The sequence below is a fragment of the Wolbachia endosymbiont of Listronotus oregonensis genome (assembly GCF_031205055.1).
Lineage (GTDB): Bacteria > Pseudomonadota > Alphaproteobacteria > Rickettsiales > Anaplasmataceae > Wolbachia.
Genome location: NZ_CP102118.1, coordinates 761,271 through 786,235, shown reverse-complemented (window position 1 = coordinate 786,235; position 24,965 = coordinate 761,271). Strand labels below are relative to the sequence as shown.

The window sequence follows — 24,965 nt, the reverse complement described above, 5'->3', positions numbered from 1 at the left end:
AATTTGTGTGGGCGTACTTATTCACAGCTATGCTATTGCTATATAGAAGCAGTTTTAGGGCTATACTCCTCAGTAAACAGTCTACCGTCTCTTACTAAAGAGTTAGCAAGGATAAGTAATTTTCTCATTGCAGCAGTAGAGGTAACTTTATATGGTTTTTTATATTGATTGTATAGCCTATCAAAGAAGATTTTTATATAAGAATTGTACCTTTGCGCACTAAGAATGCACATATGTAAAACCTTTCTAATTTGTGATCTACCACCCTGAATACACCTTTTTCCCTTACTAAAACCACTATCTCGATTAAAAGGTGCAACTCCGGAAAGGCTGGATATTTCTTTATGTTGGAGAGTTCCAAGCTCGGGTAGATAACAAATAAAAGTAATAGCTGTTATTGCACCTACACCAGGTATACTAGTTATTGACATATACTTTTTTTTAAGCTCTTGATTTTTATCGACTAATTCCATTATCTCATCTTCTAAGACTTGAATTTGATTTTGTAAAACTGCAAGTAGCTCTTCCATTTGTTTGATTATAGATAAATCGGTTACTTGATGAGCTTGGGTTTTTTGTATTTTTGCTATTTCTACTAGTTGATTCCTGCGAGATAATTTTTGCTTCAAACAGTCAATACTACTAACTTTTAAAGGAGTGACACGCATGTCTGTATTACTAACATAACGTGAGATGATGCTACAGTCTATTTTATCAGTTTTAGTAGCAATACCAAGGCTTTTTGCATAGTCTCTTACCCATCTTGGTTGAATGACATATACTTCAAAACCATGTCTTAATAAAGTATAAGCACATAATTTTTCGTATCCACCCGTTGCTTCAAGTCCAACTTTGGTTACGTTATGTAAACGCAAAAAGTCAAGTATTTGATCAATAGCTTGAACGTTATTTTCAAATACTTTATGATGTCCAAGTGGATGAATATGGATATCTAGTTTATTTTTGCTAATATCAATGCCAGTAATAATATTTGATAAATTCATAATCCCTCCATAAATAATGTGTATACTGCATTTTCCACCCTTATATACGAGCCTAAAAGCTCAACCAGTTGTTCGGAACTTTCAGTATAATAAACCAGAGAGGAGAACCTTGCTGCAAAACGGTCCTTATGACCAAGAATATGTACGGTTCCTCCTCTCTGCGTGTCTTTATACCGCTATTTCGTAACATTTATAAAGACTTGTTTTTAACATATAAGAATATGTGTAGATGCACTTTCAGTGAGATTTTTGCGTTGCCGCACGTAACTGCGCAATACACACATCTGATTATCTGGCCTAAACGATCCATGAAGCAGTCCGTAGCTATGCAGTTGTTGGAGCCATTGGCAATCTTGAACGTCAGACTTCCTACCAGGTACATTCTTTACATGCCGTGCATTTTACCTCGAATTTGTATGACTCAAGTATTTGAAATAAAGGAATCCAGTATACTCCTGTTGATTCCATAGCTACTGTTGTAACTTTACACTTTTTCAACCACTGTGCTAAGTTATGAAGGTCTTCAGTAAAGCAGCCAAATTTCTGAACGCGTTGTTCATCTCTTCCTTCAGGTACACACACATAGTGTACAGCTGAACCAATGTCTATTCCTGCTGCATTAGGATTCACTATTTCTAATTTACTTTTTGCTTTTTTCATGGTAACTCCTACATATAATTTGTAATAGGGAAACGCTTCAGCTTGGAACGGTTGATAGTACAATCTCCTAACCGAGGTAGTCTAAATGACTCCATCAATGATTTGACCGTTCCTTCCAAAACCATGCTTGCATACGGGCACTTAGGCACCATTGAAAATGTCGGTCATAACTGCAGAGGCGCTCCCTGTACAACTATACTTGAAAACTACTAAAAACTTAAATTTGTGTGTTTCTTTCTGATTTGACAGATTTCGTCTGTTCGATGCTTGCATCTTTTGCTTTTATGTACTAGCCTTTACTTGGAGCAGGGTAGACCACTTCCTTACCTCACTTCTTTTTTATAGCTGATCTACCTGCTCAAACATGGAAACCATTTTACCTTTATATAGTAACTTAAGAAGCACGCTAAGAAAGTGGCTATATTGGTAGGAGGAAATCTCCTTTTGGCTCCTCTATGCTGCAACGATTTTTACTAATATCCCCGGACGGTGGCACATCGGCAAAGGGTTGGATTGGGTATGAAGGTCAGTTCCTCTATCAAATCTTCTTGGCTCTTGTTTTGCATACAATGGCTGACCAAACTGTTTCATTAAAGTCCGCTGGCGCAAAGTAAGTAGTAAATGTGCTTGCTGTTCCTAGTGGAAAACAATGTCCTGTATCTTTTTCTATAAACCTTCTCACAATTCCTTCAGGATCGGTTGCTTGTCCTCTGTACTCCTCAAATGTTATTCCACAGAACGTAAATCCTGATCGTTCGGTAGAAGTCATAGTCCTATCCCCCTTGATTGAGTTTTACTTCTATAACTCCCCCGCAAGAACCTTACTATTACCCATAAATCTAAAAATGGAGAAAAAGCTGCTATTTTACTAATTCAACTTTCTATTATAAATAGATCTATGGTCTAAAAATGGAATATATGATGAAAAGAACTATAAATACCTCAACTGGCGAATGGGCAGAAAGTGAATTTGGAATTGTTAATTTTGGTGATATAAGATTAAGTAAAAGGTTTCTAAAAATAGTTAATAGTTTTGCTGAATCGCCTGAGCGTTCAATAAATCAAGCTTGTGAAGATTGGCATCAAAGTAAAGCAGCTTATAGATTTTTCCAAAACGATGCCATTTCTGAAAGAAAGATATTAGACAGTCATATAATTAAAACTGTTGAAAGAGCTAAAGAATACTCAACTATCTTAGCTATCCAGGACACGAGTTATATTTCATATAAAAATCATAAAAAGACCGAAGGATTAGGGATTATAGCAGCAAGATTAACATCTAAAACAACTAATTTTAAAACCCATGATGCATACAACGTTTGCAGTTACAACAGAAGATAGGATTATTGGATCAAAAAATTAGTACTAGACCTTCCTTAGCTGAAGACCTAAAGGAGTTGAAAAGAAGAAGCCATAATACTGCTCTTCCCATAGAAGAGAAAGAAAGCATACGGTGCACTTAAAGACTCTACTAAACATCCTGGATTAAAGGATGTTAAGGTAGTTACCGTTTGTGATAGAGAAGCAGATATTTATGATTTATTTGAAGTTGCTTCCACTAATCAATCTCTTTTTGTAGTAAGAGGAAATCAAAACAGAACAGTAAACAAGAAGTCGACTTATTCTGAAAAAGGTGGTGAAAGATTGTGGGATTTGATGAATCGCATGTCTTGTCAAGGAGAAATTCAAGTCTGCTCGCGATAACAAACCTCAAAGAACAACAGTTTTAGAAGTAAAGTTTAGTAACTTTGTGATGAATGCATCAAAAAACAACGCTAGACGTAAAACCCAAAAACTTCCTAATTTAAATTTAAATGCTGTCTATGTTATAGAAAAATATCCCCCATTTGGCGAAGAGCCCATGAACTGGATTTTGTTAACAAATATAAATATTAATAATTTTGAAGAAGCAGTAGAAAAAATACAATGGTATTGCTTAAGATGGAGAATAGAGGTTTTTCATAAAATTTTGAAATCCGGTCTTAAAGTTGAAGAATGTAGGCTCCAAACAGCAGATAGATTGATCCGCTTTCTTACAATTATGAGTATAATTGCATGGAGAATATTTTTTATCACATTGGTAGCTAGCGAATCTTTCTTGCACTGTCATACTGACTGATGACGAATGGAAGGTTTTATATACCAAAATGCTTAAGACAAAAAACTATCCTGCACCTATAAGAGAAATTGTGAGGTGGGTGGCCAAGTTAGGAGGGTTTTTAGCTCGCAAAAATGACTTAGCTATAGCTTTGTGGAAGGGATGGAAACGTCTCTTTGATTTAGCAGAAGGATGGAGACTTGCTCATGAATTCTATACTTGTGGGTAATAGTAAGCGCAAGAACCGTGCATGCAGCTTTCCCGCACACGGCTCCACAATATTAGCGTTCACGACATACCTCCTGTGTATACAAGGAAAAACATATTTTTGGTTTTGGTGGTGGATTGACTTGTGTATAATGAATAAATTGCTCCCAATTCATGCTCTTTTTCTGGCTACGTCGGTTTATCCACTTAAACGTTAGTTTCTTTACTGCCCAATTAAACTTATTGAGCCATCGATAATTTCCGCTAATCCCGAAGTAGTTATAGTGTCCTCTTAGTTTGGCTTTGAGTATTTGCCACCAGTCTTTGAGACGAATAAGATGTATGGTTCCAGAGTGTGATGGTGTGGATCTATTATAAATAATTCAGGAGACTTTGTCAACTGAGAACATATAAATTCAAAAGGCGTAAGACCCCTAAGAGCTTTGAGTCTCTTTGCATAATTGTAGGCCATAACAAAGTCATAAAGATGCTCCTTAAGTTGCTGATGCGAACGATAGTAATATTTCCTAACTGTAGCATTCTTTAAAGTTTTATTCATACGTTCAACTTGTCCATTTGTCCAAGAATGGCTAACTTTTGTCAGACGATGTTCAATGTTATTTTCTTCACAAACTCTATCAAATATGTGTTGGAAGGCGTATTTATGGCGCTTCTGATTTGTAAATTGTATGCCATTATCTGTCAAAATAGTGTGGATTTTATACGGTAAAATTCTAATCAGATTACCTAAAAACTCAGCAGCTATGGGTTTTGTAGCACTTTTGTGCAACTCAACGTAGGTGAATTTGATCTATTGCAACAAACAAATACAGCTTTCCTTCTTCTGTTCTAACTTCCGCGATATCAATATGGAAATAGCCTATAGGATATTGTTTGAATTTCTTTCTTGATTTAACTTCACCATCGACATCTGGTAGTCTGCTAATGTTGTGCCTTTGTAAACAACGATGTAAGCTGGAGCGACTCAAATGTGGGATTGAGGTTTGCAAAGCGTAGAGACAGTCATCTAATGGCAATAGAGTATGCTTACGAAATGCAACAATTATAGCCTCCTCTTCTAAAGTTAAAACAGTTGATCTTGGATGCTTTGGACCCATACCAGCATCTTTGGTAAATGAGCGTTTTCTCCACTTAATAATAGTTTTTGGTTTAAGGTTATAACACTTGGAGAGTTTTGCTATGCTCTCTTTACTATTTTGTATTGCTCTACAAATTGTCTCTGTTGTTCTGGCGCACCCATGTAATACTTGTCCCATAATTCCTCCCTTTGATGATATTTTTTTCTCACATTTTATCATACCATCACACTCTGGAACTGTGCATCTAATACAATTATAGAACAAGTTTAAAAGTTCTGGTAAAGTAGTTTTATTTACAAAGAATATGCTACTTGAAATTGAAAAGCGCAGCATAACAAATGCATTGTGGAAGTTGCAAGAAGCAGATCAAAGGGAAATCTTAACTCTTATACAGAGATTTGAGTTGCCAGAAGTACTAGCAAGAATATTGGTTACTCGTGGTGTTAACATAGAAAATGCGAGCGACTTCTTATATCCACTAATCAGATCGCTATTACCAGATCCCTTTCACCTTCTTGATATGGATAAAGCTGTTTCTCGTATAATACGGGCAATAAAAAATAATGAAAACATTGCAATATTTGGTGACTATGATGTTGATGGTGCAACGTCGTCAGCATTGATTAACAGGTACCTGAGAGCAATCGATATACACTCTATAATCTACATTCCAGATCGTGTTGATGAGGGCTATGGATTAAACACAGATGCTTTATTACAACTTAAAAAAAACGGGATCGATTTATGTATTTCCGTTGATTGCGGTACGCTTGCATATCAACCAATAGAAGATGCAAAGGTCTTTGGTCTTGATATTATAGTTGTCGATCATCATCTTGGTACGGAAAAGTTACCAAGCGCCGTAGCAGTTGTTAACCCAAACCGCCTTGATGAAAGCTCTCCTTATACTAACCTTGCAGCAGTTGGAGTGTCATTTCTGCTGATTATTGCTCTTAATAAAAGCCTACGTGAGCAAGGATTTTTTACCAACAAAAAAGAACCAGATTTATTTGATCTGCTGGATTTAGTTGCCCTTGGAACTGTTTGCGATGTTATGCAGATTACAGGCCTCAATAGAGCATTTGTCTCACAAGGATTAAAAGTTATGTCAGCAAGAAAAAACGTTGGCTTGCGTGTTTTATTTGATGCTTTGGGGATCCTTGAAAAACCAAGTGTTTCACGATTAGGGTTTAGTATTGGGCCATGCATAAATGCTGGAGGAAGAATTGGAGAAGCATCGCTCGGTGCAAGGTTGCTTTCCACCGATGATGATGAAGAGGCACATTCAATCGCGCTAAAATTAATAGATTTGAATAATGCAAGGAAAGTGTTAGAAAATGAGGCTCTCTTGGAAGCTACAGCACAAGCGGAAAAATTTGCCCAATTAGGTGTAAATTTTATAATGGTAAGCGGCAACTGGCACCAGGGAATAATCGGTATAATTGCATCGAGGCTAAAGGAGCAGTTTCACTTACCAACAATAGTGATGTCTTTAAACAATGGAATAGGAAAAGCAAGCTGTAGATCAATTTTGGGAGTTGATATCGGTGCTGCAGTCCTTTCCGCAAAGTTTACAAATTTAATTATTGAAGGTGGTGGCCATAGTATGGCGGCAGGATTTTCAATTAAAGAAGACAAAATAAATGATTTGCATGATTTTTTTACTGAAAGATTTTCAAACTCTATAAATGAGAAAACTTTAAAAGCTGATAGTATAGTAACTGCTAAAGCAATAAATTTATCTTTATGGAATCAATTGCAACGCTTGGGACCATTTGGAGTTGGGAATCCTGAACCAAGGTTTATTATCCAAGGAGCAAAGATAAGAAAGCCTGAAGTTATAGGAGTTGACCATATAAAATGTTTTATTGCTGATGATAATATTATGGTAAGAGCTATTGCATTTCGTTCTGCAAATACTCATCTTGGCTCTGCTATCATGCAGGGTAATGTTAAAGCTATTTTGGGTAAAATCTCTATGAATTACTGGAATGGCAATGAATTTGTACAATTTTTAATAGAAGATGTATTGACCATTAGTTGAGTTGCTATTTTACAATAATTACCTATCAATCTCACCAAAAACTATATCGAGTGAGCCAATAATTGCTGCAACGTCGGCAAGCATGTGTCCTTTTGCCATAAAATCTAAGGCTTGTAAATGTGCAAAGCCAGGTGCTCTTATTCGGCATCTGTAAGGTCTATTGGTACCATCTGAAACTATATACACTCCAAACTCGCCTTTTGGTGCCTCAACAGCTGTGTAAGCCTCACCTTTTGGTACATGATACCCTTCCGAATAAAGTTTAAAATGGTGGATGAGAGCTTCCATAGATTTTTTCATCTCCGCTCTTGGCGGTGGAGAAATTTTTCTATCTTCAGTTTTTACTGGCCCTTCAGGCATTTTCTCTATACACTGCTTCACTAAGCTAACAGACTGCCTGATCTCTGCCATTCTAACTAGATAACGGTCATAACAGTCGCCATTTTGGCCGATCGGTATATCAAAATCTAGTTGATCATATATCTCATATGGCTGGCTTTTTCGCAAATCCCAAGCAAGCCCAGCAGCGCGCAACATTGGGCCACTAAAGCCCCAATCAAGTGCTTGCGCTACTGATATTTCACTAATTCCTACAGTGCGTTGCTTCCATATTCTATTTTCTGTTAAAAGTTCATCAACATCGTCTATATACTTTGGAAATTGCTCTATAAACTTTGCAATATCCTCAATCAAACCTTCTGGAACATCTGCTGCAATTCCACCTGGCCTGATGTAAGCTGCGTGAAACCTTGCACCTGAAGCTCTTTCGTAAAATTCCAGTATTTTTTCTCTTTCTTCAAAGAGCCATAAAAGGGGAGTCATTGCTCCAACATCAAGTGCTTGAGAAGAGACGTTCAGTAAATGATTTAGTATTCTCGTCAGTTCACAAAACAAGACACGTAAATACTTTGCCCTAATTGGAATTTCGCATTGCAACAATTTCTCCACACACAGTGAATATGCATGCTCTTGTGACATTGGTGATACATAATCAAGGCGATCAAAATAAGGCAAAGCTTGAAGGTACGTTTTATGTTCTATTAATTTTTCAGTACCGCGGTGCAAAAGCCCAATATGAGGATCAGCTCTCTCAACCACTTCGCCGTCCATCTCTAAAACAAGGCGCAACACTCCATGTGCAGCTGGGTGCTGAGGGCCAAAATTTAACATCATTGTCTTTAGATCGGGCATGTCCAGTAGTTTAAGATATTAAAATTGTATAGGCTAAAGTGCGCTCAAAGTCAATAGACTTCTTGCATAGGCTACAACTGTCATTCAATAGAAACAAAAACTTTTACAATGCTAATAAGTGTTGGTAAAACTAAGTCACTTTAGCTATAGAATGACAAAAAAGGTTTGCATTAGCCAAATTTTTAGTTGAGGTAGCATAAGAGGTTAAAGGAAAAGCTTTGTGTTAATGGATTCATTTCAGGTATAATACAGATAATACCACAATACTTATAAAATGGATCATGTTGTTAATGCGTACAATAGACTTGACACTCCTATAGTTAGGGGAGAAGGGGCATATCTTTTTGACAAAGATGGTAAAAAATATTTAGATTTTGCTGCAGGTATTTCTACAACTTCTTTAGGGCATTGTCATCCATACATTACAGACAAACTGAAAGAGCAATTGAGCTCACTATGGCACTGCTCTAACATTTTCACTATTCCCGAGCAAGAAAGGCTTGCTGACCGTTTAACAACCCTTACTTTTGCAGATAAAGTTTTTTTCTGCTCAAGTGGGCTTGAAGCAACAGAAGCTGCAATTAAGTTTATTCGTCGTTACTTTTATTCAAAAAGGCAAGCAAAACGTAATCGTATTGTTACAATTGAAGGAGGGTTTCATGGCCGCAGTATTGCTGCAATTTCTGCTGGAAACAGTGAAAAATCACGCGAAGGTTTTGCTCCGCTTCTTTCTGGTTTTGATAAAGTGCCAAGAAATGACATTAAAGCTTTGGAGAAAAAAATCAGCAATGAAACAGCTGCTGTGTTTTTAGAGCCCATACAAAGCGAAGGCGGAGTATATCCACTAGACGTAGAATATCTTCAAAAAGTAAGGAAAATAACAAAAGCTCAAGGGATAATTTTGTGCTTTGATGAAGTGCAATGCGGATATGGACGCATCGGTTCTTTATTTTATTATCAAAATGTCGGCATTGAACCTGATATGCTAACCTGTGCAAAAGCTATGGGTAACGGTTTTCCTCTAGCTGCATGTTTAGTAAAAGATTACATAGCAGAAGCAATCACTCCAGGAACTCATGGATCAACCTATGGTGGCAATCCACTTGCCATGACTGTTGGTAATGCAGTGCTCGATATAATGCTAAAAGAAGGCTTTTTTGATCATGTTAAGAGAATTAGTAAATATTTAAAAGAAAAGCTGTTGCCTTTAGCTAAAGAATTTCCTGAGATGATTTCAGAAGTTCGTGGAGAAGGGTTACTAATGGGAATAGAACTAGCAACTCCTGTAGCTGATAAAGTTATTAGTCGATCTCTTGATAAAGGTTTAATAATAACTAGGGTTTCAAACAACAAAGTAGTAAGGATAACCCCACCACTTATCATTGAGGATGAGCATGTGAATGCGGCGTGTAATATGCTTTATGATTTATTTTTTAAGATTAAAGATATATAAAATTCGGCAATATAAATTCAGGCTTGCAAATACCTCTCATAACATGTAAAATTAATTTTATTTTTTATCACAATAACATCGTACTTTAATGGATTGGTTATTGGTCTTAGTATCATCAGCAATTTTTATTTTGTTAATTTTATCGTTTTTGTTCTCAGGAGCAGAAATAGGCTTAACCTCAATTAGCCGTTCTCGAGTTAATAAGCTAAAGCTAGACGGTAACAAAAGAGCCAGGATAATAGACCGCTTATTAAATAAGAAAGAATTGACAATAGGAACGGTATTGCTCGGCAATACAATTATTAATATTACTTGCTCTGCTTTATTTACAGCAATATTTATCAATCTTTTTGGAAATGAGGGCATTCTCCTATCAACAATTATAATGACATTTTGTATTTTATTATTCTTATATGTTAAAAACAAGTCTTTATAAATGTTACGAAATAGCGGTATAAAGACACGCAGAGAGGAGGAACCGTACATATTCTTGGTCATAAGGACCGTTTTGCAGCAAGGTTCTCCTCTCTGGTTTATTATACTGAAAGTTCCGAACAACTGGTTGAGCTTTTAGGCTCGTATATAAGGGTGGAAAATGCAGTATACACATTATTTATGGAGGGATTATGAATTTATCAAATATTATTACTGGCATTGATATTAGCAAAAATAAACTAGATATCCATATTCATCCACTTGGACATCATAAAGTATTTGAAAATAACGTTCAAGCTATTGATCAAATACTTGACTTTTTGCGTTTACATAACGTAACCAAAGTTGGACTTGAAGCAACGGGTGGATACGAAAAATTATGTGCTTATACTTTATTAAGACATGGTTTTGAAGTATATGTCATTCAACCAAGATGGGTAAGAGACTATGCAAAAAGCCTTGGTATTGCTACTAAAACTGATAAAATAGACTGTAGCATCATCTCACGTTATGTTAGTAATACAGACATGCGTGTCACTCCTTTAAAAGTTAGTAGTATTGACTGTTTGAAGCAAAAATTATCTCGCAGGAATCAACTAGTAGAAATAGCAAAAATACAAAAAACCCAAGCTCATCAAGTAACCGATTTATCTATAATCAAACAAATGGAAGAGCTACTTGCAGTTTTACAAAATCAAATTCAAGTCTTAGAAGATGAGATAATGGAATTAGTCGATAAAAATCAAGAGCTTAAAAAAAAGTATATGTCAATAACTAGTATACCTGGTGTAGGTGCAATAACAGCTATTACTTTTATTTGTTATCTACCCGAGCTTGGAACTCTCCAACATAAAGAAATATCCAGCCTTTCCGGAGTTGCACCTTTTAATCGAGATAGTGGTTTTAGTAAGGGAAAAAGGTGTATTCAGGGTGGTAGATCACAAATTAGAAAGGTTTTACATATGTGCATTCTTAGTGCGCAAAGGTACAATTCTTATATAAAAATCTTCTTTGATAGGCTATACAATCAATATAAAAAACCATATAAAGTTACCTCTACTGCTGCAATGAGAAAATTACTTATCCTTGCTAACTCTTTAGTAAGAGACGGTAGACTGTTTACTGAGGAGTATAGCCCTAAAACTGCTTCTATATAGCAATAGCATAGCTGTGAATAAGTACGCCCACACAAATTTTAAGTACTTATTCACAGCTACATCAATTTTTCTATTGACTTTTAACACAACTGCTGCAAAGTTCTACCAAAAACTTATGCTATTCAAAATCCTGAAAAATTTGCATCATTTTCTGCTTATTTTGTATTGTTTTTTGTAAAGATTTTTTCTCCATTGACGCTAGGTATTCAATTTATTGTTAACCTCATCCTGAAATTATGTGGGCTGCATAAAGATAAGGAAGTAATATCTGCAGCGGATGCAATGCGTAATATGATTACTCTTCACCGCAGTGAAGGAACTATGTTACAACAGGATTTAGATATGCTAAGCAGCATACTTGATTTGGCTGAGACAGAAATATCACAAATTATGACCCATAGAAGAAATTTATTTTCTCTTGATATAAATCGAAGTAAAGAAGAGTTAATAAGGGAAATTTTAACTAGCAGTCATAGTAGGATACCTTTATGGCAAAAAGAACCAGATGATATTATCGGTGTAATTCACGTGAAGGGTCTAATAAATGCCTTGCGTGAAAAGAATAATAAAGCGGAAGAAGTTGACATTACCCAAGTTATGTCAAAGCCTTGGTTTATACCAGAAAGTACACCGCTCAGCGTGCAACTTCATAACTTCCGTAAGAACAGGAAACACCTTGCATTTGTTATTGATGAGTATGGAGCACTGCAGGGAATTGTAACTCTTGAGGACATACTGGAAGAAATAGTTGGAGAAATTTCGGATGAACATGATTTGATCACGGAGAATTTCATAAAGAAAATATCTGACAATATGTATCACATAGAAGGAAAATCTACTATTAGGGACATTAACAGGCAGTTACACTGGAATCTCCCTGATGAAGAAGCTACAACTCTAGCAGGTATGATTGTGAATGAAATAGAGCGCATTCCTGACGAAGGCGAGGAGTTTTCCATGTATGGTTTTCGCTTTAAGATTTTAAAAAAAGATAAAAATATTATTACTGTTGTTGAAGTGCAAGTAAAAACTGGTAATACTAGTAGCAGCAATTAATTAGTGGAGTTTCATGGAAGATACAGTAAAAATAACGGCTGAAGAGTTGAAGGGTTACATAGAGAGAATCGAAAAACTTGAACAAGAAAAGAGGGATGTGCAAGATCACATTCGTGATGTATATGTAAAAGCCGCAGATGAAGGTTGGGATATAAAAGTGATGAAACAAATTATTAGGCTGAGGAAGATGGATGATGATGACAGAGAGGAACAGGAAATATTGCTTGATACCTATAAACGTGCATTGGGAATGAGCTACGAAGAAGAGTTAAGTGAATAGCAGAATTGTAATTGGAATAAGTGGAGCATCTGGTTCTATTTACGGTGTACGTATTTTAGAGGCGTTAAGAAATATTAATAGATCTCTTATCCCTGTCATCCGAGTAGCTGACACTGGGATCCAGGGAAAAAGAAATATAGATTCGAGCGTCACGCGCTGCAAATTTGGTTATGAAACTCATTTAGTGATAAGTCGTGCTGGAAAAATAACTCTAGCTCATGAGATTAAAGAAAAACTTGAAGATATTACATCACTTGCAGATTTTTACTATTCTGAAGAAAAAATAGGAGAAAAAATAGCAAGTGGCTCATTTAAAACCTCAGGAATGATTGTAGCACCATGCTCTATGAAGACAATGTCTGAAATTGCATCAGGTGTTACTTCCAATCTATTGACAAGGGCTGCAGATGTAACGCTAAAAGAAAGAAGAAAATTAATTCTTATGGTGCGAGAGTCACCACTACATCTTGGGCATTTACAAAATATGTTAAAATTAACGGAGATGGGAGCAATAATTGCTCCACCAGTGCCTGCTTTCTATATTAAACCAAAATCGTTGGATGATATTATTAATCATTCTGTTGGCAAAGTATTGGATTTATTTGATATCAAATTACCTGACTTTAAGGAGTGGCAAGGAAGTGACAATTATTATTGATGGTAAAAAAATAGCAAACGACCTATGTGAGAGGCTATCACAAAAAATTGATATTTTAAAGAGAGAGTATAACATTTTTCCTTGCCTGAAAGTAATTCTCGTGGGCAGCAATCCAGCAAGTCAGGTTTATGTTCGCAACAAACAGAAAAAAGCGGAATCAATAGGCATAAGTTCTGAGACCATTGTTTTGCCTAATAATATTTCAGAAGATGAATTGATTGAAAAAATCAATGAGTTAAATGAAGATCGATCTGTGCATGGCATTTTAGTACAGTTGCCTTTACCAAATCATATTAGTGCAAGCAGAGTAATTAACGCAGTAAGTATTGAAAAAGATGTAGATGGCTTCCACGATGAAAACGTTGGTAGATTAGTTAAAGGTGAAAAAAACTGCCTTATACCTTGCACTCCTAAAGGTTCTTTGCATTTAATTAAATCAATTGAAGAGAACCTTTCCGGTAAAAACGCAGTGGTGATTGGTAGGTCAAATATCGTGGGCAAGCCAATGTTTCACCTATTGCTGCAGGAAAATTGCACTGCTACCATCTTGCACTCACAGAGTAAAGATTTAGCTGAATATTGCTCTAAAGCGGATATAGTAGTTGCAGCAGTCGGAAAGCCAAATTTTGTTCAAGCAGACTGGATAAAGAAAGGTGCAATAGTGATCGATGTTGGCATAAATAGTGTTAATGTAGGAGAGCTTGTAGGTGATGTTGACTTTGAGGGAATAAAAGGGAAAGCCAAAGCTATTACCCCAGTACCCGGAGGCGTTGGCCCAATGACAATTGCATTTCTAATGATGAACACTGTTATTGCTGCTTGCTTGCAGAAGGGAGTTGATGCTTCTAATTTCATTAGTTGAGGTATGAAGAGGAAAGCTATATGAAGATAGAATGTACCACATCTCACAATTAATAAAAAATTGAGATTTTTGAAATTCCTCAGTAGTCAAATTTATTAAATATTTAGGATCATCATCTATTCTTTTTTCTCTACAAGTATAGTATTTTCAAAAGCGAATGATAAAGGTATAATATATTCTATACTGAGAATATGCACGAGCTCCAAGAGGAGAAAAAATATATGCTGATGTTCCAGGAAAAAAGCGGGAAAGAGTGAGTATAATAGGTGGATGGATTGAAAAGAAGTTTATTGCACCAATGACCTTCACAGGAGGGTGTAATAAAGATGTATTTAATGTATGGTTAGAGCGAACCACAATTGCAGCGTAATACAACCATAGTTATGGATAATGCTACATTCCATAAAACTCCCAAAACAAAGTCATTAATAGAGTCTTTTGGCTGTCATTTGCTTTATCTTCCAACATATTCACCTGATCTAAATCCGATAGAGCATTGTTGGCACACCATCAAAAGTCGCCTCAGACCTCTAATGCATCAATGTAAAGACTTACACCTTTTAGTTGGTAATACCATTTTAGACGTTTATCATTCGTTTTAGAAAATACTATACTTGTAGAGAAAAAAGAATAGATGATGATCCTATAGCTAACCCAAGAAAGGGTTACCTGAATACTGAAAAACAAAATCAATAGCAGAATTGATATCAGGCCAAAAGCTTGGCAGCGCTTTTTTTATGGCATGCTTGATGGCAAACCAGAACTTCTCAATTGGATTTAAATCAGACGAGTATGGCGGCAAAAATAAAACTTTACATCCAACACTTTCTATTGGGAGTGTTAAATAAACTGTGTCAAACCGCATTTTTAGTTCAACTCAATTTTCAATCTGCCAGGAAAGAAAACATCAAGTTGAGAGATAGTTAATGCCCAATCATGTACAGGCATCGTCCACTTTTCCTCTGCCTTCTTTATAGCACAATATACCTGCTTATACAAGGCATTTATGCTGGTAAATGAGCCTTTGGTCTTAGTGAATTTCCTAATTTGCCTATGTAGCCCCTCTATGGGATTGGTGGTGTAGATTATCCTCCTAACTGGACCAGAATACTTAAAATAACCAGACAAGTTTTCCCAATTATTCTGCCAAGATTTTATAACCATAGGGTACTTTGTGCCCCATTTTTCATCCAATTCCAACAGATAATTCTCGGCAATTTCCTTGCTTGAAGCTTGATATACCTTCTTTAAATCGCTCAAAAAACTCTTCGCATCTTTACTGGCCACATACTTCAGTGAGTTGCGTATCTGATGCACTATACACATCTGCACTTCCGCATTAGGAAAGACACTGTTTATAGCTGCAGGAAAGCTTTTCAGCCCATCAACGCAGGCAATAAGGATATCTTCTACTTGTATCTTGTCAAAAGCATCTAATGTTTTAAGCTTAAGCATTAGGTGGAGAAGGGAGGAACTCTGTGCTTCTTCTTAGATATAAAATCTGTAGAGGAGATAAGAATTCCCTTCTCAAAAGTATAGGCTGGACGGTATCGTAGAAAGACCTGAATGGTTCTAATTCTGTATTCACAAGACTAGCCTTACTTTTCATTTTTAATGGTAACGTATGGGGTTATATATGATCAACAACTTTTTGGGCATAGATATATCAAAAGATCGCTTTGATGTTTTTCTCTCATTTATAAGCAAAAAAGGAAAGCGTGAAACTAGAAAAAGAAGCTTTAAGAACGATGGTTTCAAAGTCTACTGAATTTTCTACACAAACATAATGTAGAAAAAGTAAAAACCTGCATGGAATCTACTGGTTGTTATAGCGAAGCACTGGCTGAATTTCTACACAATGCTGGACATTTTGTAAGTGTTGTAAATCCTTATTGCATAAAATCTTATGCAAGGAGTAAGCTGATACGACAAAAGAATGATCAGACCGATGCAGAAGTTATTGCTGATTATTGCCAAAGACAGGAACCTTCTAGTTGGACACCACCTTCTCCTGAAATGAAAAAATTAAAACATCTTTATCGTTGCTCAGTTGCGTTAAAAGATGAGTTAACATTAGTAAATAACCACTTAGAAAAAAAGAGAGACTGCCTAAAGAAGTTGCAAATGCTTGGGAAGACCTTGCAATGAATATAGCTCAAAAAATAGAAACAATAAAAAACTCCGTACGTGAACTATTAAATCAACACAAAGAATTGTTGGAAAATTTTCAACTTCTATTGACTATTCCAGGCATAGGAGAAGAATCAGCAATAGCTATTTTAGCTGAAGTTTCTGATATAGAGGTTTTTAGAGATGCCAGGCAATTGGCAGCATATACAGGAGTTATACCACGAAATATGACGTCAGGTTCCTCTGTATATGCCAAACCCAGATTAAGTAAATCCGGTTCACAAACATTACGTAAGGCACTTTTCTTTCCTGCCATAGTAGCTAAGAATCACAATCCTATCATTATGAGCTTTTGCCAAAGATTAAAGGAAAAGGGTAAGCATAATATGGCCATCGTTGGTGCTGCAATGCGTAAGCTACTCCATATCATTTTCGGTATTCTGACATCCAAAAGTGCTTTTGATCCTAACCATATCAAAAACTACAGGGCTAGGAGGTTGACTGAAGGTTTAGTACTTTAAAATCAAAAATGCTTCCTATCTATCTTATGTAAAGTGGTATCTTACACAAATTTATTGAATGTTGTTGGTTAGTGGATATGTTGATAAGTAAATTAGTTTTATACGCACAAAACAGATGAAGTTTACTTATCAACATATCCACTAACTATAATCTGTGTACTGTTACACAATTGGAAGTATTTTTTGATTTTATGATGCAACTTGGGAAATTTTTATAATTTTTTTGTTGACTAACAAGACGGTATCTCCTGTCATCCAGCCCTTCCATCCAAGACGGTGTCATTCCAGTGCCCAGACACTGGAATGGCTTTGTTGCATCGCTAGCTATGATGGATTAAAGATAAAAAAGATGGAGAATATCAGTAGCTTATTATTCTGGTATTTATAACAAGAACGGTCAGTGAATACCTAAATTTGAGTAAAAGAAATTTCACTACCACTCACTAATCCGGCTAAAATTCAAGAATTTCAATGCTTTAGCTATTTTCAATAGAATTAAGTTTATTAATATAAATAATAAATTACTATTCTTAAATTTGATCAGATTGATTGCAAAAAAACAAGATTTTCAATAGGTTGCTTATAATCCTAGCTATAGTTAGCCTTTCATAAGTAGCGATGCAACAAAGCCCACTGGAATCCAGAAAACTTAACTTTATACCAGGTAATAAGAACTGGATCCCAGTGTCTGGGCACTGGGATGACAAGAGAAGGTACTGGAATGACGGTTGTCGTTTAGCTATAAACATTAAGAAATTTACCAAATGAAAAAAAAGGCAAAAGAAGCCCCGTGGTTGGCTAATTACTTACATTATACTTTCAAGTATGGCGTTTTTTTATTCTAAACGCTTAATAACCGCGATTCAGCTGCTTTTAAACCGCAACTAATCTAAATTATAAACGTTAAGAAATTTACTAAACAGAAAAAAAGGCAAAAGAAACCCTAGGGTAGCTAGTTATTCACTATCCATTTTTTAAGTTGGCGTTTTTTGATGTTTTAAATGCTTTATAAGCGTATTTCAGCTTGTGTAGGTAAAAACCTAGAAATTTGATAAAGACATAAGGTGCACATAGTGCAAAAAATTAAACATGAGACGCCAAATACGTTGAGTTTTTTTGTCATTTAATCTGTACAGAGAAGATAAATAAATAGCTTCATTTTCATGATAAGGGGGCTGGCGAAGCTTGTAAAGTAATTTTTTCGTTTCTATTCCCAATAAAAGTTTGTTATATGGTTATGCAAGAAGTCTATTGTGAATGAAATGAATGTGAAAAATATCTTATTAGCGTTTTTAGTACAAACGGTATTCAGTTTGCCGCTATTTGCAGCTGATCCTGTTTTGCTCAACTGCATTGAAACTCCAGAAATATATGACCTTGATGCAAGGCCAAAAAATTTTAGCTCTTCAAACAATTTAAGAAGGAAAGCTGGTTCTCCAAATAGTGCAATAGGAGAATTAATACACATAGTGGGTAGAATTACTGATATAAACTGTTTACCAATACAAAATGCTGTAGTTTCTATATGGCACGCGAATTCACGCGGCGTGAACCATTACGATGAGAATATAGAGGATAATCAACTCGATCCGAATTTTGCTGGATCAGGAAGGTTTGTAGTGAATAATCTTGGCTATTATAATTTTATTACGATAGCACCTGGTAAAATTGGTGAGAGAGCTCCACATATTAACTTTCTAGTTCAACATCCAGATTTTCCAGAATTCACAACGCAAATGTTTTTTGCTGACCATAATTGCGATAATTGTGCTGATCCTGTTCTTGGAGATTTTGTTAGTAATGGGCTTGCAAGCCTTCTCATAACACCATTTACTTACAGTGATCAGGTCATAAAAACCTATACGTTTAACATTACCTTGGGTGGATATAATAAGTTCTCTAATAAAAGATAAAAACCCTTGCATGTAAGGTAGTCCATAGTAAACTTGAATGTTATTGTACTTAGGATGTATATGAAAAATATCTTACTGATGTTTTTGCTATGTTTTATGTACAGTTTACAATTATTTGCAACGGAGATGCCAGCAATGAAAATAACAATTTCTAAAATTTCGCCCGATTTTAAAACAATAGTAATGGGTTTATTTGAGGACAACGAAACCGTAAATGATGGCGGAGTTTTGCAAGGAAAACAGATCATAGATAATATAAAGCAATTTAGCGATTTTAATGGAAGCTTTGGTGAATTTTCTTCTACCATTTTACCAGAAGGAAAAAACGTTGTAGTTGTTGGACTTGGTAAGAAGGATGAATGGAATGAAAATAAAGAATTAAATATTGGTGGTAAAATATATTGTGAGCTAAGCAGATTAAAAATTAAGAAAGCAGCGATTTTAATCGAAGGTAGTGCAGCAAATGTTGCATATGGTGCGTTTCTGCGTAGTTTTAAGTTTGATAAGTATAAAACTAAAAAGGATGAGAAAATTACAGAGGTAGAGGAAATTACCGTATTAGTAAAAGATGAGCAATTAAGTAATGCTGAAAGATCATTTGAGCACTTAAGGCAAGAAGGTGAGAGTATATTCCTTGCGCGCTCTTTTATAACAGAGCCTCCTAACATTCTATATCCAGAATCCTATGCTGATCATATAAAAAAAGAGCTTACTAAGCTTGGTCTTGAAATCGAAGTGCTTGATAAAAAGCAGATGGAAGAGAAAAAAATGGGAGCCTTGCTTGGAGTCGCACAAGGAAGTAGTAAAGAACCAAAATTAGTAGTGATAAAATGGAATGGGGCTTCTAAAGAACAAAAGCCAATAGCTTTTGTTGGTAAAGGTATAACGTTTGACACTGGTGGAGTATCACTCAAACCTTCACGTGGTATGGAGTCGATGAAATATGACATGGCAGGCTCTGCTGCTGTAGTTGGGGTGATGCATGCTTTAGCAGGACGAAAAGCAAAAGTAAATGCAATCGGCGTGGTTGCACTTGCAGAGAATGCAGTGGGTGGTAATGCTCAAAGGCCGAGTGATGTAGTAACTTCAATGTCTGGACAGACGATAGAAGTGTTGAACACCGATGCAGAAGGAAGGCTCATACTTGCAGATGCTTTATGGTATACGCAAGACAGATTCTCACCAAAATTTATGATTGATCTTGCAACTTTAACTGGTGCTATAGTGGTTGCACTTGGAAATAACGAATATGCTGGTCTTTTTTCAAATAATGATGAATTAGCAAACCGTCTGATTGATGCAGGAAATGAAGTAAGTGAGAAGTTATGGCGTTTTCCTATGAATGAAACTTATGACAAAATTATTGATTCACCGATTGCTGATGTTCAAAACATCGCTCCTGCAGGCTCTGGTGGAGATAGCATAATGGCTGCACAGTTTTTACAGCGTTTTGTGAATGAAACTTGCTGGGCACATTTAGATATCGCAGGCACTGCTTGGTACGAAAAAGGTACTGACATTTGTCCAAGAGGAGCAGTAGGTTTTGGTGTAAGGTTACTTAATAAGTTGGTTAAAAAGTACTACGAAGCCAATGATTAAAGGTCTTTATACTGGATTTATGGCTTGACTCACAGCTACATGAACGTTTATTTTCGAGGCGCAGCAAATGAAAGTAGCTGATGCATATTTCTTTTTTTCTGGTCAAGCACTGGAATGATATCAAGGAGTAACTTTTTATTTAAACAATGATTATAATAAGAGATCTATTGAAATTTTAAAGTTATTAAATATTGACGCTATATACTTAAGTGTTAAAATAGAATGAAAAGTTTTTAGGAGTTTATATGGCAGTAGGTGGGAAAGCAAAGACAGCTAGTAAAAATAACCCTACTCAGCGTAAGAAGGCCGAGCAAAAAATGTATAAAGATAAACCGGTAAAACCTGTTAGATATATAGATCGTGACTCGCGCATGAATTATATGTCTGCTCAATATGATAACGGCAATCTGGTTGAAGATGAGGTAAGCGGCAATCCTATAAAGTGGGAAGCTGTATAATAGTTGTGGTTAAAGTTACTATTAATTCTAAGGAATGTGAAGTAGAGCATGGGCTCACTATAATTCAAGCTTGTGAAGTCGTGGGCGTTGAAATTCCACGTTTTTGCTATCATGAGCGTTTAGCAATTGCTGGTAACTGCAGAATGTGTTTGGTTGAAGTTGAGGGTGGGCCTCCAAAACCAGTAGCCTCTTGTGCAATGCCAGTTGCAGAAGGGATGGTTATTCACACTGATACCCCTAAGGTTAAAAAAGCACGTGAAGGTGTGCTTGAGTTTTTGCTAATTAACCACCCGCTTGATTGCCCAATTTGCGATCAAGGTGGTGAATGCGATTTGCAAGATATCACGATGGCTTATGGGAAAGGAACCAGCAGACTTGATGAGCATAAGAGGGCTGTGCCAAAAAAACACTTCGGACCACTGATTGAGACTGCGATGAATCGATGCATTCATTGCACTCGGTGTGTTAGATTTTTGTCTGATGTTGCAGGTACAAATGAACTTGGAGGAATCGGAAGGGGAGAAAATGTAGAGATTAGCACTTACATAAAAAGGCATATTAGTTCTGAATTATCTGGAAATATCATAGATCTCTGCCCGGTAGGGGCTTTAACTTCAAAGCCTTACTCCTTTACAGCGCGTCCATGGGAGCTATCACATTGTGAGACTATAGATGTGCTAGATGCTGTGGGAAGTAGCATTAGAGTTGATTATCGTGGCCTGGAAGTTATGCGAATATTACCAAGACTGAGCGAAGAGGTAAATGAAGAATGGATATCAGATAAAACCCGCTTTGCCTATGATGGACTAAAAGTTCAGCGTCTTGATCAACCTTATGTAAAAAAAGATGGTAAATTAGCCCCAGTTGATTGGAATGAAGCATTAACTATTGCTGCAAAGAAATTAAAGAATACAAAATCAAATAAAATAGCTGCAATTGCAGGTGATTTAGCAGATTGTGAGTCTATGCTTCTACTCAAAGAAGTGATGCAGAAGCTCGGCTCGGGGAATATAGACTGCAGGCAAGATGGTGCAAAGCTTATACCAAGTAATCGCGGATCTTATGTGTTCAATACCACTACCCAGGGTATAGAGAATGCAGATTTGTGTCTGCTTATAAATACAAATCCAAGGATAGAAGCACCGATCATTAATGTAAGATTGAGAAAGAGATATTTACAGGGCAACTTTCCTATTGCAAGTGTTGGTCCTAACATTGAATATTTGTATCATGTTGAGAAATTGGGCGATAATCCTGATATTTTGAGTGAAATAGCAAATGGAAATCATAAATTCTGTGAGCTGCTGGTAGCCGCCCAAAACCCTATGCTGATCATTGGTCAAGATGCATTAATAAGAGATGATTCTGAATCAATTCTAATTCTAGCTGGCAAAATTGCAGAAAAATTTAACATGATCAGAGATGATTGGAATGGCTTTAATGTGCTGCATAAAGCTGCAGCAAGAGTCGGTGGTCTGGACGTTGAGTTTGTTCCTGAAAAAGGTGGAAAAGACACTAATCAGATACTGGAAAATGCAGAAAGTGGTGACATAGAAGTGGTTTATCTTCTTGGTGCAGATGAAATTGATACATCAAAATTAGAAAATACATTTGTAATTTATCAAGGTCATCACGGTGATAAGGGTGCACATGTGGCAGATGTTATCTTGCCTGGTGCTGCATATACAGAAAAATATGCAACTTATGTAAACACTGAAGGTCGAGTGCAAAGAACAAATTTAGCTGTATTCCCACCTGGTGAAGCAAAGGAGGATTGGTTAATTATTAAAAATCTTTCACAATATTTAGACCTTTCTTTACCGTATGATAGTTTATTTGATGTGAGAAAAAAATTAGATACTATCGGTCCACAGTTTAGAAATGCCGATCAAGTGGTAAAAAACACATGGGTGCCAATTAGCAATGATGGGATAAGCTTAAGTAATACACCTTTCACTTTAAAGGAGTGTAATTTTTATATGACGGATTCAATAAGTCGCGCTTCAAAAATAATGGCAGATTGTACTAAAGCTTTTTATGAACACGCTAGTTAATATTTTATTTATTTTAGTACCGCTACTACTTTCAGTTGCGTACTTGGTATACTTTGAGCGTAAGGTTATTGGTGCAATTCAACTGAGACACGGCCCAAGTGTAGTTGGACCTTTTGGGCTATTGCAGCCATTTGCAGATGCTATTAAGCTACTGATTAAAGAGCCGATAATACCATTTAGAGCGAGCACCATACTGTTCATTATGGCTCCAATGCTTACCTTTATCTTGGCATTAATTGCCTGGGCAGTTATACCGTTTGGTGCTGAAGTAATTGTAGAAAATGGCCAGCAAGTAGTGATTCCTAAGGTTATAGCAAATATTAATGTTGGAGTGCTTTATGTGCTAGCTATATCGTCGCTGGGAGTATACGGCGTAATTATTGCAGGCTGGTCAAGCAATTCTAATTATGCATTTCTTGGCGCTATACGGTCGGCTGCTCAGATGATTTCATATGAAGTTTCAATAGGCTTAATAGTTGCTACAGTTGTTGTTACAACTGGTACGTTGAACCTTGGAGAGATGGTGGTAGCGAAACACAACATGCCATTTTGGGTTGATTTGCTACTAATGCCTATAGGAATAATATTTTTTATTTCTTTGCTTGCAGAAACTAATCGTCACCCATTTGATTTACCAGAAGCTGAAGCAGAGCTTGTCTCTGGATATAACGTTGAATATTCATCCATGCCTTTTGCCCTCTTTTTTCTTGGAGAATATGCAAATATGATTCTAGCAAGTGCTATGATGACGATATTCTTTCTAGGAGGATGGTATCCGCCGCTGGAGTTCAGTTTACTTTACAAAATTCCAGGTTTGATTTGGTTCGTTTTGAAGATAGTTATACTTTTGTTCGTATTTATTTGGATTAGAGCAACAATACCTCGTTATCGATATGATCAGCTAATGCGTCTTGGTTGGAAAGTGTTTCTGCCAATATCGGTGCTTTGGGTGGTACTCATTTCAGGAGTGTTGCTCTTTACTGGGAATTTACCCGGGTCCAATGTTTAATTTTCCAAATACAAGATTAAGGCGCAGGCGCTCGAGCAAATGGGTTCGCAATTTAACAAGTGAAAATAGTCTATCAGTAAATGATCTGGTTCTTCCTCTGTTTGTTCACGACAGAAAAGAAACAACTGAACCAATTTCTGGCTTACCAGGCGTAAAGTGTTATTCAATAGATGGATTAGTGTCTATAGTTAAGGAAGCTAAAGATTTAGGAATTAATGCTGTTGCAATTTTTCCTGTAGTTGATAGTAAACTAAAATCTGAAAACGCTGAGGGAGCATATAATTCTGACAACTTAATCTGCAAAGCAATCCGTGCTGTAAAATTAAAGGTACCTGAAATTGGTATTATTGCAGACGTTGCACTGGATCCATACACTATTCATGGCCATGACGGCATTTTAAAAGATAATCAGATGGATGTAGAAAACGATGAAACTATATCAGTACTGTGTAAGCAAGCACTTGCTTTAGCGAAGGCAGGATGTGATATAGTTGCTCCTTCTGATATGATGGATGGTAGAATAGGAAGAATCAGAAAATCATTAGATGATAATAACTTTCAAGACGTATTAATATTATCTTATGCGGTGAAATATTGCTCTAGCTTCTATGCTCCATTCAGGCAAGTCGTTGGTTCATGTGGGCTATCACATTCTATAGACAAAAGTGGTTATCAAATGGATTATAAAAATGCGCACGAAGCAATGTGCGAAATTGAAATGGATATAAATGAAGGTGCAGATTTTATTATGATTAAACCAGGTATGCCATATTTGGATATTATCAAAACAGCAAGTGATAAGTTTAATTTTCCGATTTTTGCTTACCAAGTAAGCGGTGAGTACGCAATGATAAAAGCTGCTGCAAATAATGGCTGGCTAGATTATGACAAGGTGATTTATGAATCTTTGATTGGTTTCAAACGTGCGGGTGCAAGTGCAATATTCACTTACGTTGCACTTGATGTTGCAAAAAATTTGGTATCCGTTTAGCAGTGTGGCTAAAAGGCACGTCTGTGCAAACATTATGATTTAGAAAAATCCAAGTAGCATGAAAATGCAAAACCTACTTGACAAA

The 24,965-nt window shown here is 36.2% G+C and carries 16 protein-coding genes and 9 pseudogenes; 17 read left to right on the top strand and 8 right to left on the bottom strand.

What is annotated here, in order from left to right; translation table 11 throughout:
- Positions 1-38: 38 nt before the first annotated feature.
- The 3 genes and pseudogenes from NMD99_RS03930 to NMD99_RS03920 form a co-directional block, all read right to left on the bottom strand.
- Positions 39-1,004: an IS110 family RNA-guided transposase gene (locus NMD99_RS03930; protein ID WP_309165561.1), complete on the bottom strand. Its 966-nt coding sequence runs from the start codon at positions 1,002-1,004 to the stop codon at positions 39-41.
- A gap of 215 nt (positions 1,005-1,219) precedes the next feature.
- Positions 1,220-1,664 (bottom strand): annotated as a pseudogene (locus NMD99_RS03925) (IS110 family transposase); the annotation flags it as partial.
- 453 nt (positions 1,665-2,117) lie between these two features.
- Positions 2,118-2,418, bottom strand: a pseudogene (locus NMD99_RS03920) (major capsid protein); the annotation flags it as partial.
- A 164-nt stretch (positions 2,419-2,582) separates the two neighbouring features.
- On the opposite strand from NMD99_RS03920, the pseudogene NMD99_RS03915 reads away from it, so the two are divergent.
- Positions 2,583-3,991 (top strand): annotated as a pseudogene (locus NMD99_RS03915) (IS4 family transposase).
- Between the two features lie 270 nt (positions 3,992-4,261).
- Here the strand turns inward: NMD99_RS03915 and NMD99_RS03910 are convergent.
- A pseudogene (locus tag NMD99_RS03910) lies at positions 4,262-5,246 on the bottom strand (IS481 family transposase).
- A gap of 127 nt (positions 5,247-5,373) precedes the next feature.
- On the opposite strand from NMD99_RS03910, the gene recJ reads away from it, so the two are divergent.
- Positions 5,374-7,113, top strand: coding sequence for a single-stranded-DNA-specific exonuclease RecJ (recJ, locus tag NMD99_RS03905; RefSeq protein WP_264687720.1), 1,740 nt, complete (start codon positions 5,374-5,376; stop codon positions 7,111-7,113).
- A gap of 18 nt (positions 7,114-7,131) precedes the next feature.
- Here recJ and NMD99_RS03900 read toward each other — a convergent pair whose 3' ends face one another.
- Positions 7,132-8,304, bottom strand: a complete 1,173-nt coding sequence (locus NMD99_RS03900) for an NADH-quinone oxidoreductase subunit D (protein ID WP_253309374.1) — start codon at positions 8,302-8,304, stop codon at positions 7,132-7,134.
- A 274-nt stretch (positions 8,305-8,578) separates the two neighbouring features.
- Between NMD99_RS03900 and NMD99_RS03895 the strand changes: the two genes are divergently transcribed.
- The 8 genes and pseudogenes from NMD99_RS03895 (at position 8,579) to NMD99_RS07955 (ending at position 14,807) form a co-directional block, all read left to right on the top strand.
- Complete coding sequence (locus NMD99_RS03895) at positions 8,579-9,757, top strand: aspartate aminotransferase family protein (protein WP_253309373.1); 1,179 nt, start codon at positions 8,579-8,581, stop codon at positions 9,755-9,757.
- Positions 9,758-9,845: 88 nt separating this feature from the next.
- Positions 9,846-10,187 (top strand): annotated as a pseudogene (locus tag NMD99_RS03890) (CNNM domain-containing protein); the annotation flags it as partial.
- 196 nt (positions 10,188-10,383) lie between these two features.
- The gene (locus NMD99_RS03885) at positions 10,384-11,349 is read left to right on the top strand and encodes an IS110 family RNA-guided transposase (protein ID WP_309165561.1); all 966 of its coding nucleotides are present in this window, start codon (positions 10,384-10,386) and stop codon (positions 11,347-11,349) included.
- Between the two features lie 93 nt (positions 11,350-11,442).
- Positions 11,443-12,405: pseudogene (locus NMD99_RS03880) on the top strand (HlyC/CorC family transporter); the annotation flags it as partial.
- 13 nt (positions 12,406-12,418) lie between these two features.
- Positions 12,419-12,685, top strand: a complete 267-nt coding sequence (locus NMD99_RS03875) for a DUF2312 domain-containing protein (protein ID WP_064125346.1) — start codon at positions 12,419-12,421, stop codon at positions 12,683-12,685.
- Entirely contained in the window at positions 12,678-13,343 is a 666-nt protein-coding gene (locus NMD99_RS03870) for a UbiX family flavin prenyltransferase (RefSeq protein ID WP_253309371.1), read from the top strand. Before NMD99_RS03875 ends, NMD99_RS03870 begins: the two co-directional genes overlap by 8 nt.
- Entirely contained in the window at positions 13,327-14,205 is an 879-nt protein-coding gene (gene folD, locus NMD99_RS03865) for a bifunctional methylenetetrahydrofolate dehydrogenase/methenyltetrahydrofolate cyclohydrolase FolD (protein WP_253309370.1), read from the top strand. The genes NMD99_RS03870 and folD overlap by 17 nt, the downstream gene beginning before the upstream one ends.
- A gap of 217 nt (positions 14,206-14,422) precedes the next feature.
- Positions 14,423-14,807, top strand: a pseudogene (locus NMD99_RS07955) (transposase).
- A gap of 47 nt (positions 14,808-14,854) precedes the next feature.
- Here NMD99_RS07955 and NMD99_RS03860 read toward each other — a convergent pair.
- Both NMD99_RS03860 and NMD99_RS03855 read right to left on the bottom strand, forming a co-directional pair.
- Positions 14,855-15,070: a transposase gene (locus tag NMD99_RS03860; protein ID WP_373457553.1), complete on the bottom strand. Its 216-nt coding sequence runs from the start codon at positions 15,068-15,070 to the stop codon at positions 14,855-14,857.
- Between the two features lie 2 nt (positions 15,071-15,072).
- Positions 15,073-15,618: pseudogene (locus NMD99_RS03855) on the bottom strand (IS256-like element ISWpi15 family transposase); the annotation flags it as partial.
- 223 nt (positions 15,619-15,841) lie between these two features.
- Here NMD99_RS03855 and NMD99_RS03850 point away from each other — a divergent pair.
- Positions 15,842-16,856: pseudogene (locus tag NMD99_RS03850) on the top strand (IS110 family RNA-guided transposase).
- Positions 16,857-17,386: 530 nt separating this feature from the next.
- On the opposite strand, the gene NMD99_RS03845 reads toward NMD99_RS03850, so the two are convergent.
- Positions 17,387-17,605, bottom strand: coding sequence for a hypothetical protein (locus NMD99_RS03845; RefSeq protein WP_309166896.1), 219 nt, complete (start codon positions 17,603-17,605; stop codon positions 17,387-17,389).
- 513 nt (positions 17,606-18,118) lie between these two features.
- On the opposite strand from NMD99_RS03845, the gene NMD99_RS03840 reads away from it, so the two are divergent.
- The 6 genes from NMD99_RS03840 (at position 18,119) to hemB (ending at position 24,880) form a co-directional block, all read left to right on the top strand.
- Positions 18,119-18,769, top strand: a complete 651-nt coding sequence (locus NMD99_RS03840; protein ID WP_253310013.1) for a protocatechuate 3,4-dioxygenase — start codon at positions 18,119-18,121, stop codon at positions 18,767-18,769.
- A 126-nt stretch (positions 18,770-18,895) separates the two neighbouring features.
- On the top strand, positions 18,896-20,368 hold the full coding sequence (locus NMD99_RS03835) for a leucyl aminopeptidase (protein ID WP_482134909.1): 1,473 nt from the start codon (positions 18,896-18,898) through the stop codon (positions 20,366-20,368).
- A gap of 245 nt (positions 20,369-20,613) precedes the next feature.
- Entirely contained in the window at positions 20,614-20,826 is a 213-nt protein-coding gene (locus tag NMD99_RS03830) for a hypothetical protein (protein ID WP_006015760.1), read from the top strand.
- A 5-nt stretch (positions 20,827-20,831) separates the two neighbouring features.
- Positions 20,832-22,880 carry an NADH-quinone oxidoreductase subunit NuoG gene (nuoG, locus tag NMD99_RS03825; RefSeq protein WP_265016757.1) on the top strand — a complete coding sequence of 683 codons (2,049 nt, stop codon included), beginning with the start codon at positions 20,832-20,834 and terminating at the stop codon, positions 22,878-22,880.
- Positions 22,864-23,889: an NADH-quinone oxidoreductase subunit NuoH gene (nuoH, locus tag NMD99_RS03820; protein WP_264687804.1), complete on the top strand. Its 1,026-nt coding sequence runs from the start codon at positions 22,864-22,866 to the stop codon at positions 23,887-23,889. The genes nuoG and nuoH overlap by 17 nt, the downstream gene beginning before the upstream one ends.
- Positions 23,882-24,880 (top strand): porphobilinogen synthase, encoded by a 999-nt coding sequence (hemB, locus tag NMD99_RS03815; protein WP_309166887.1) that lies wholly within the window; start codon positions 23,882-23,884, stop codon positions 24,878-24,880. The genes nuoH and hemB overlap by 8 nt, the downstream gene beginning before the upstream one ends.
- The last annotated feature ends 85 nt before the right edge of the window (positions 24,881-24,965 follow it).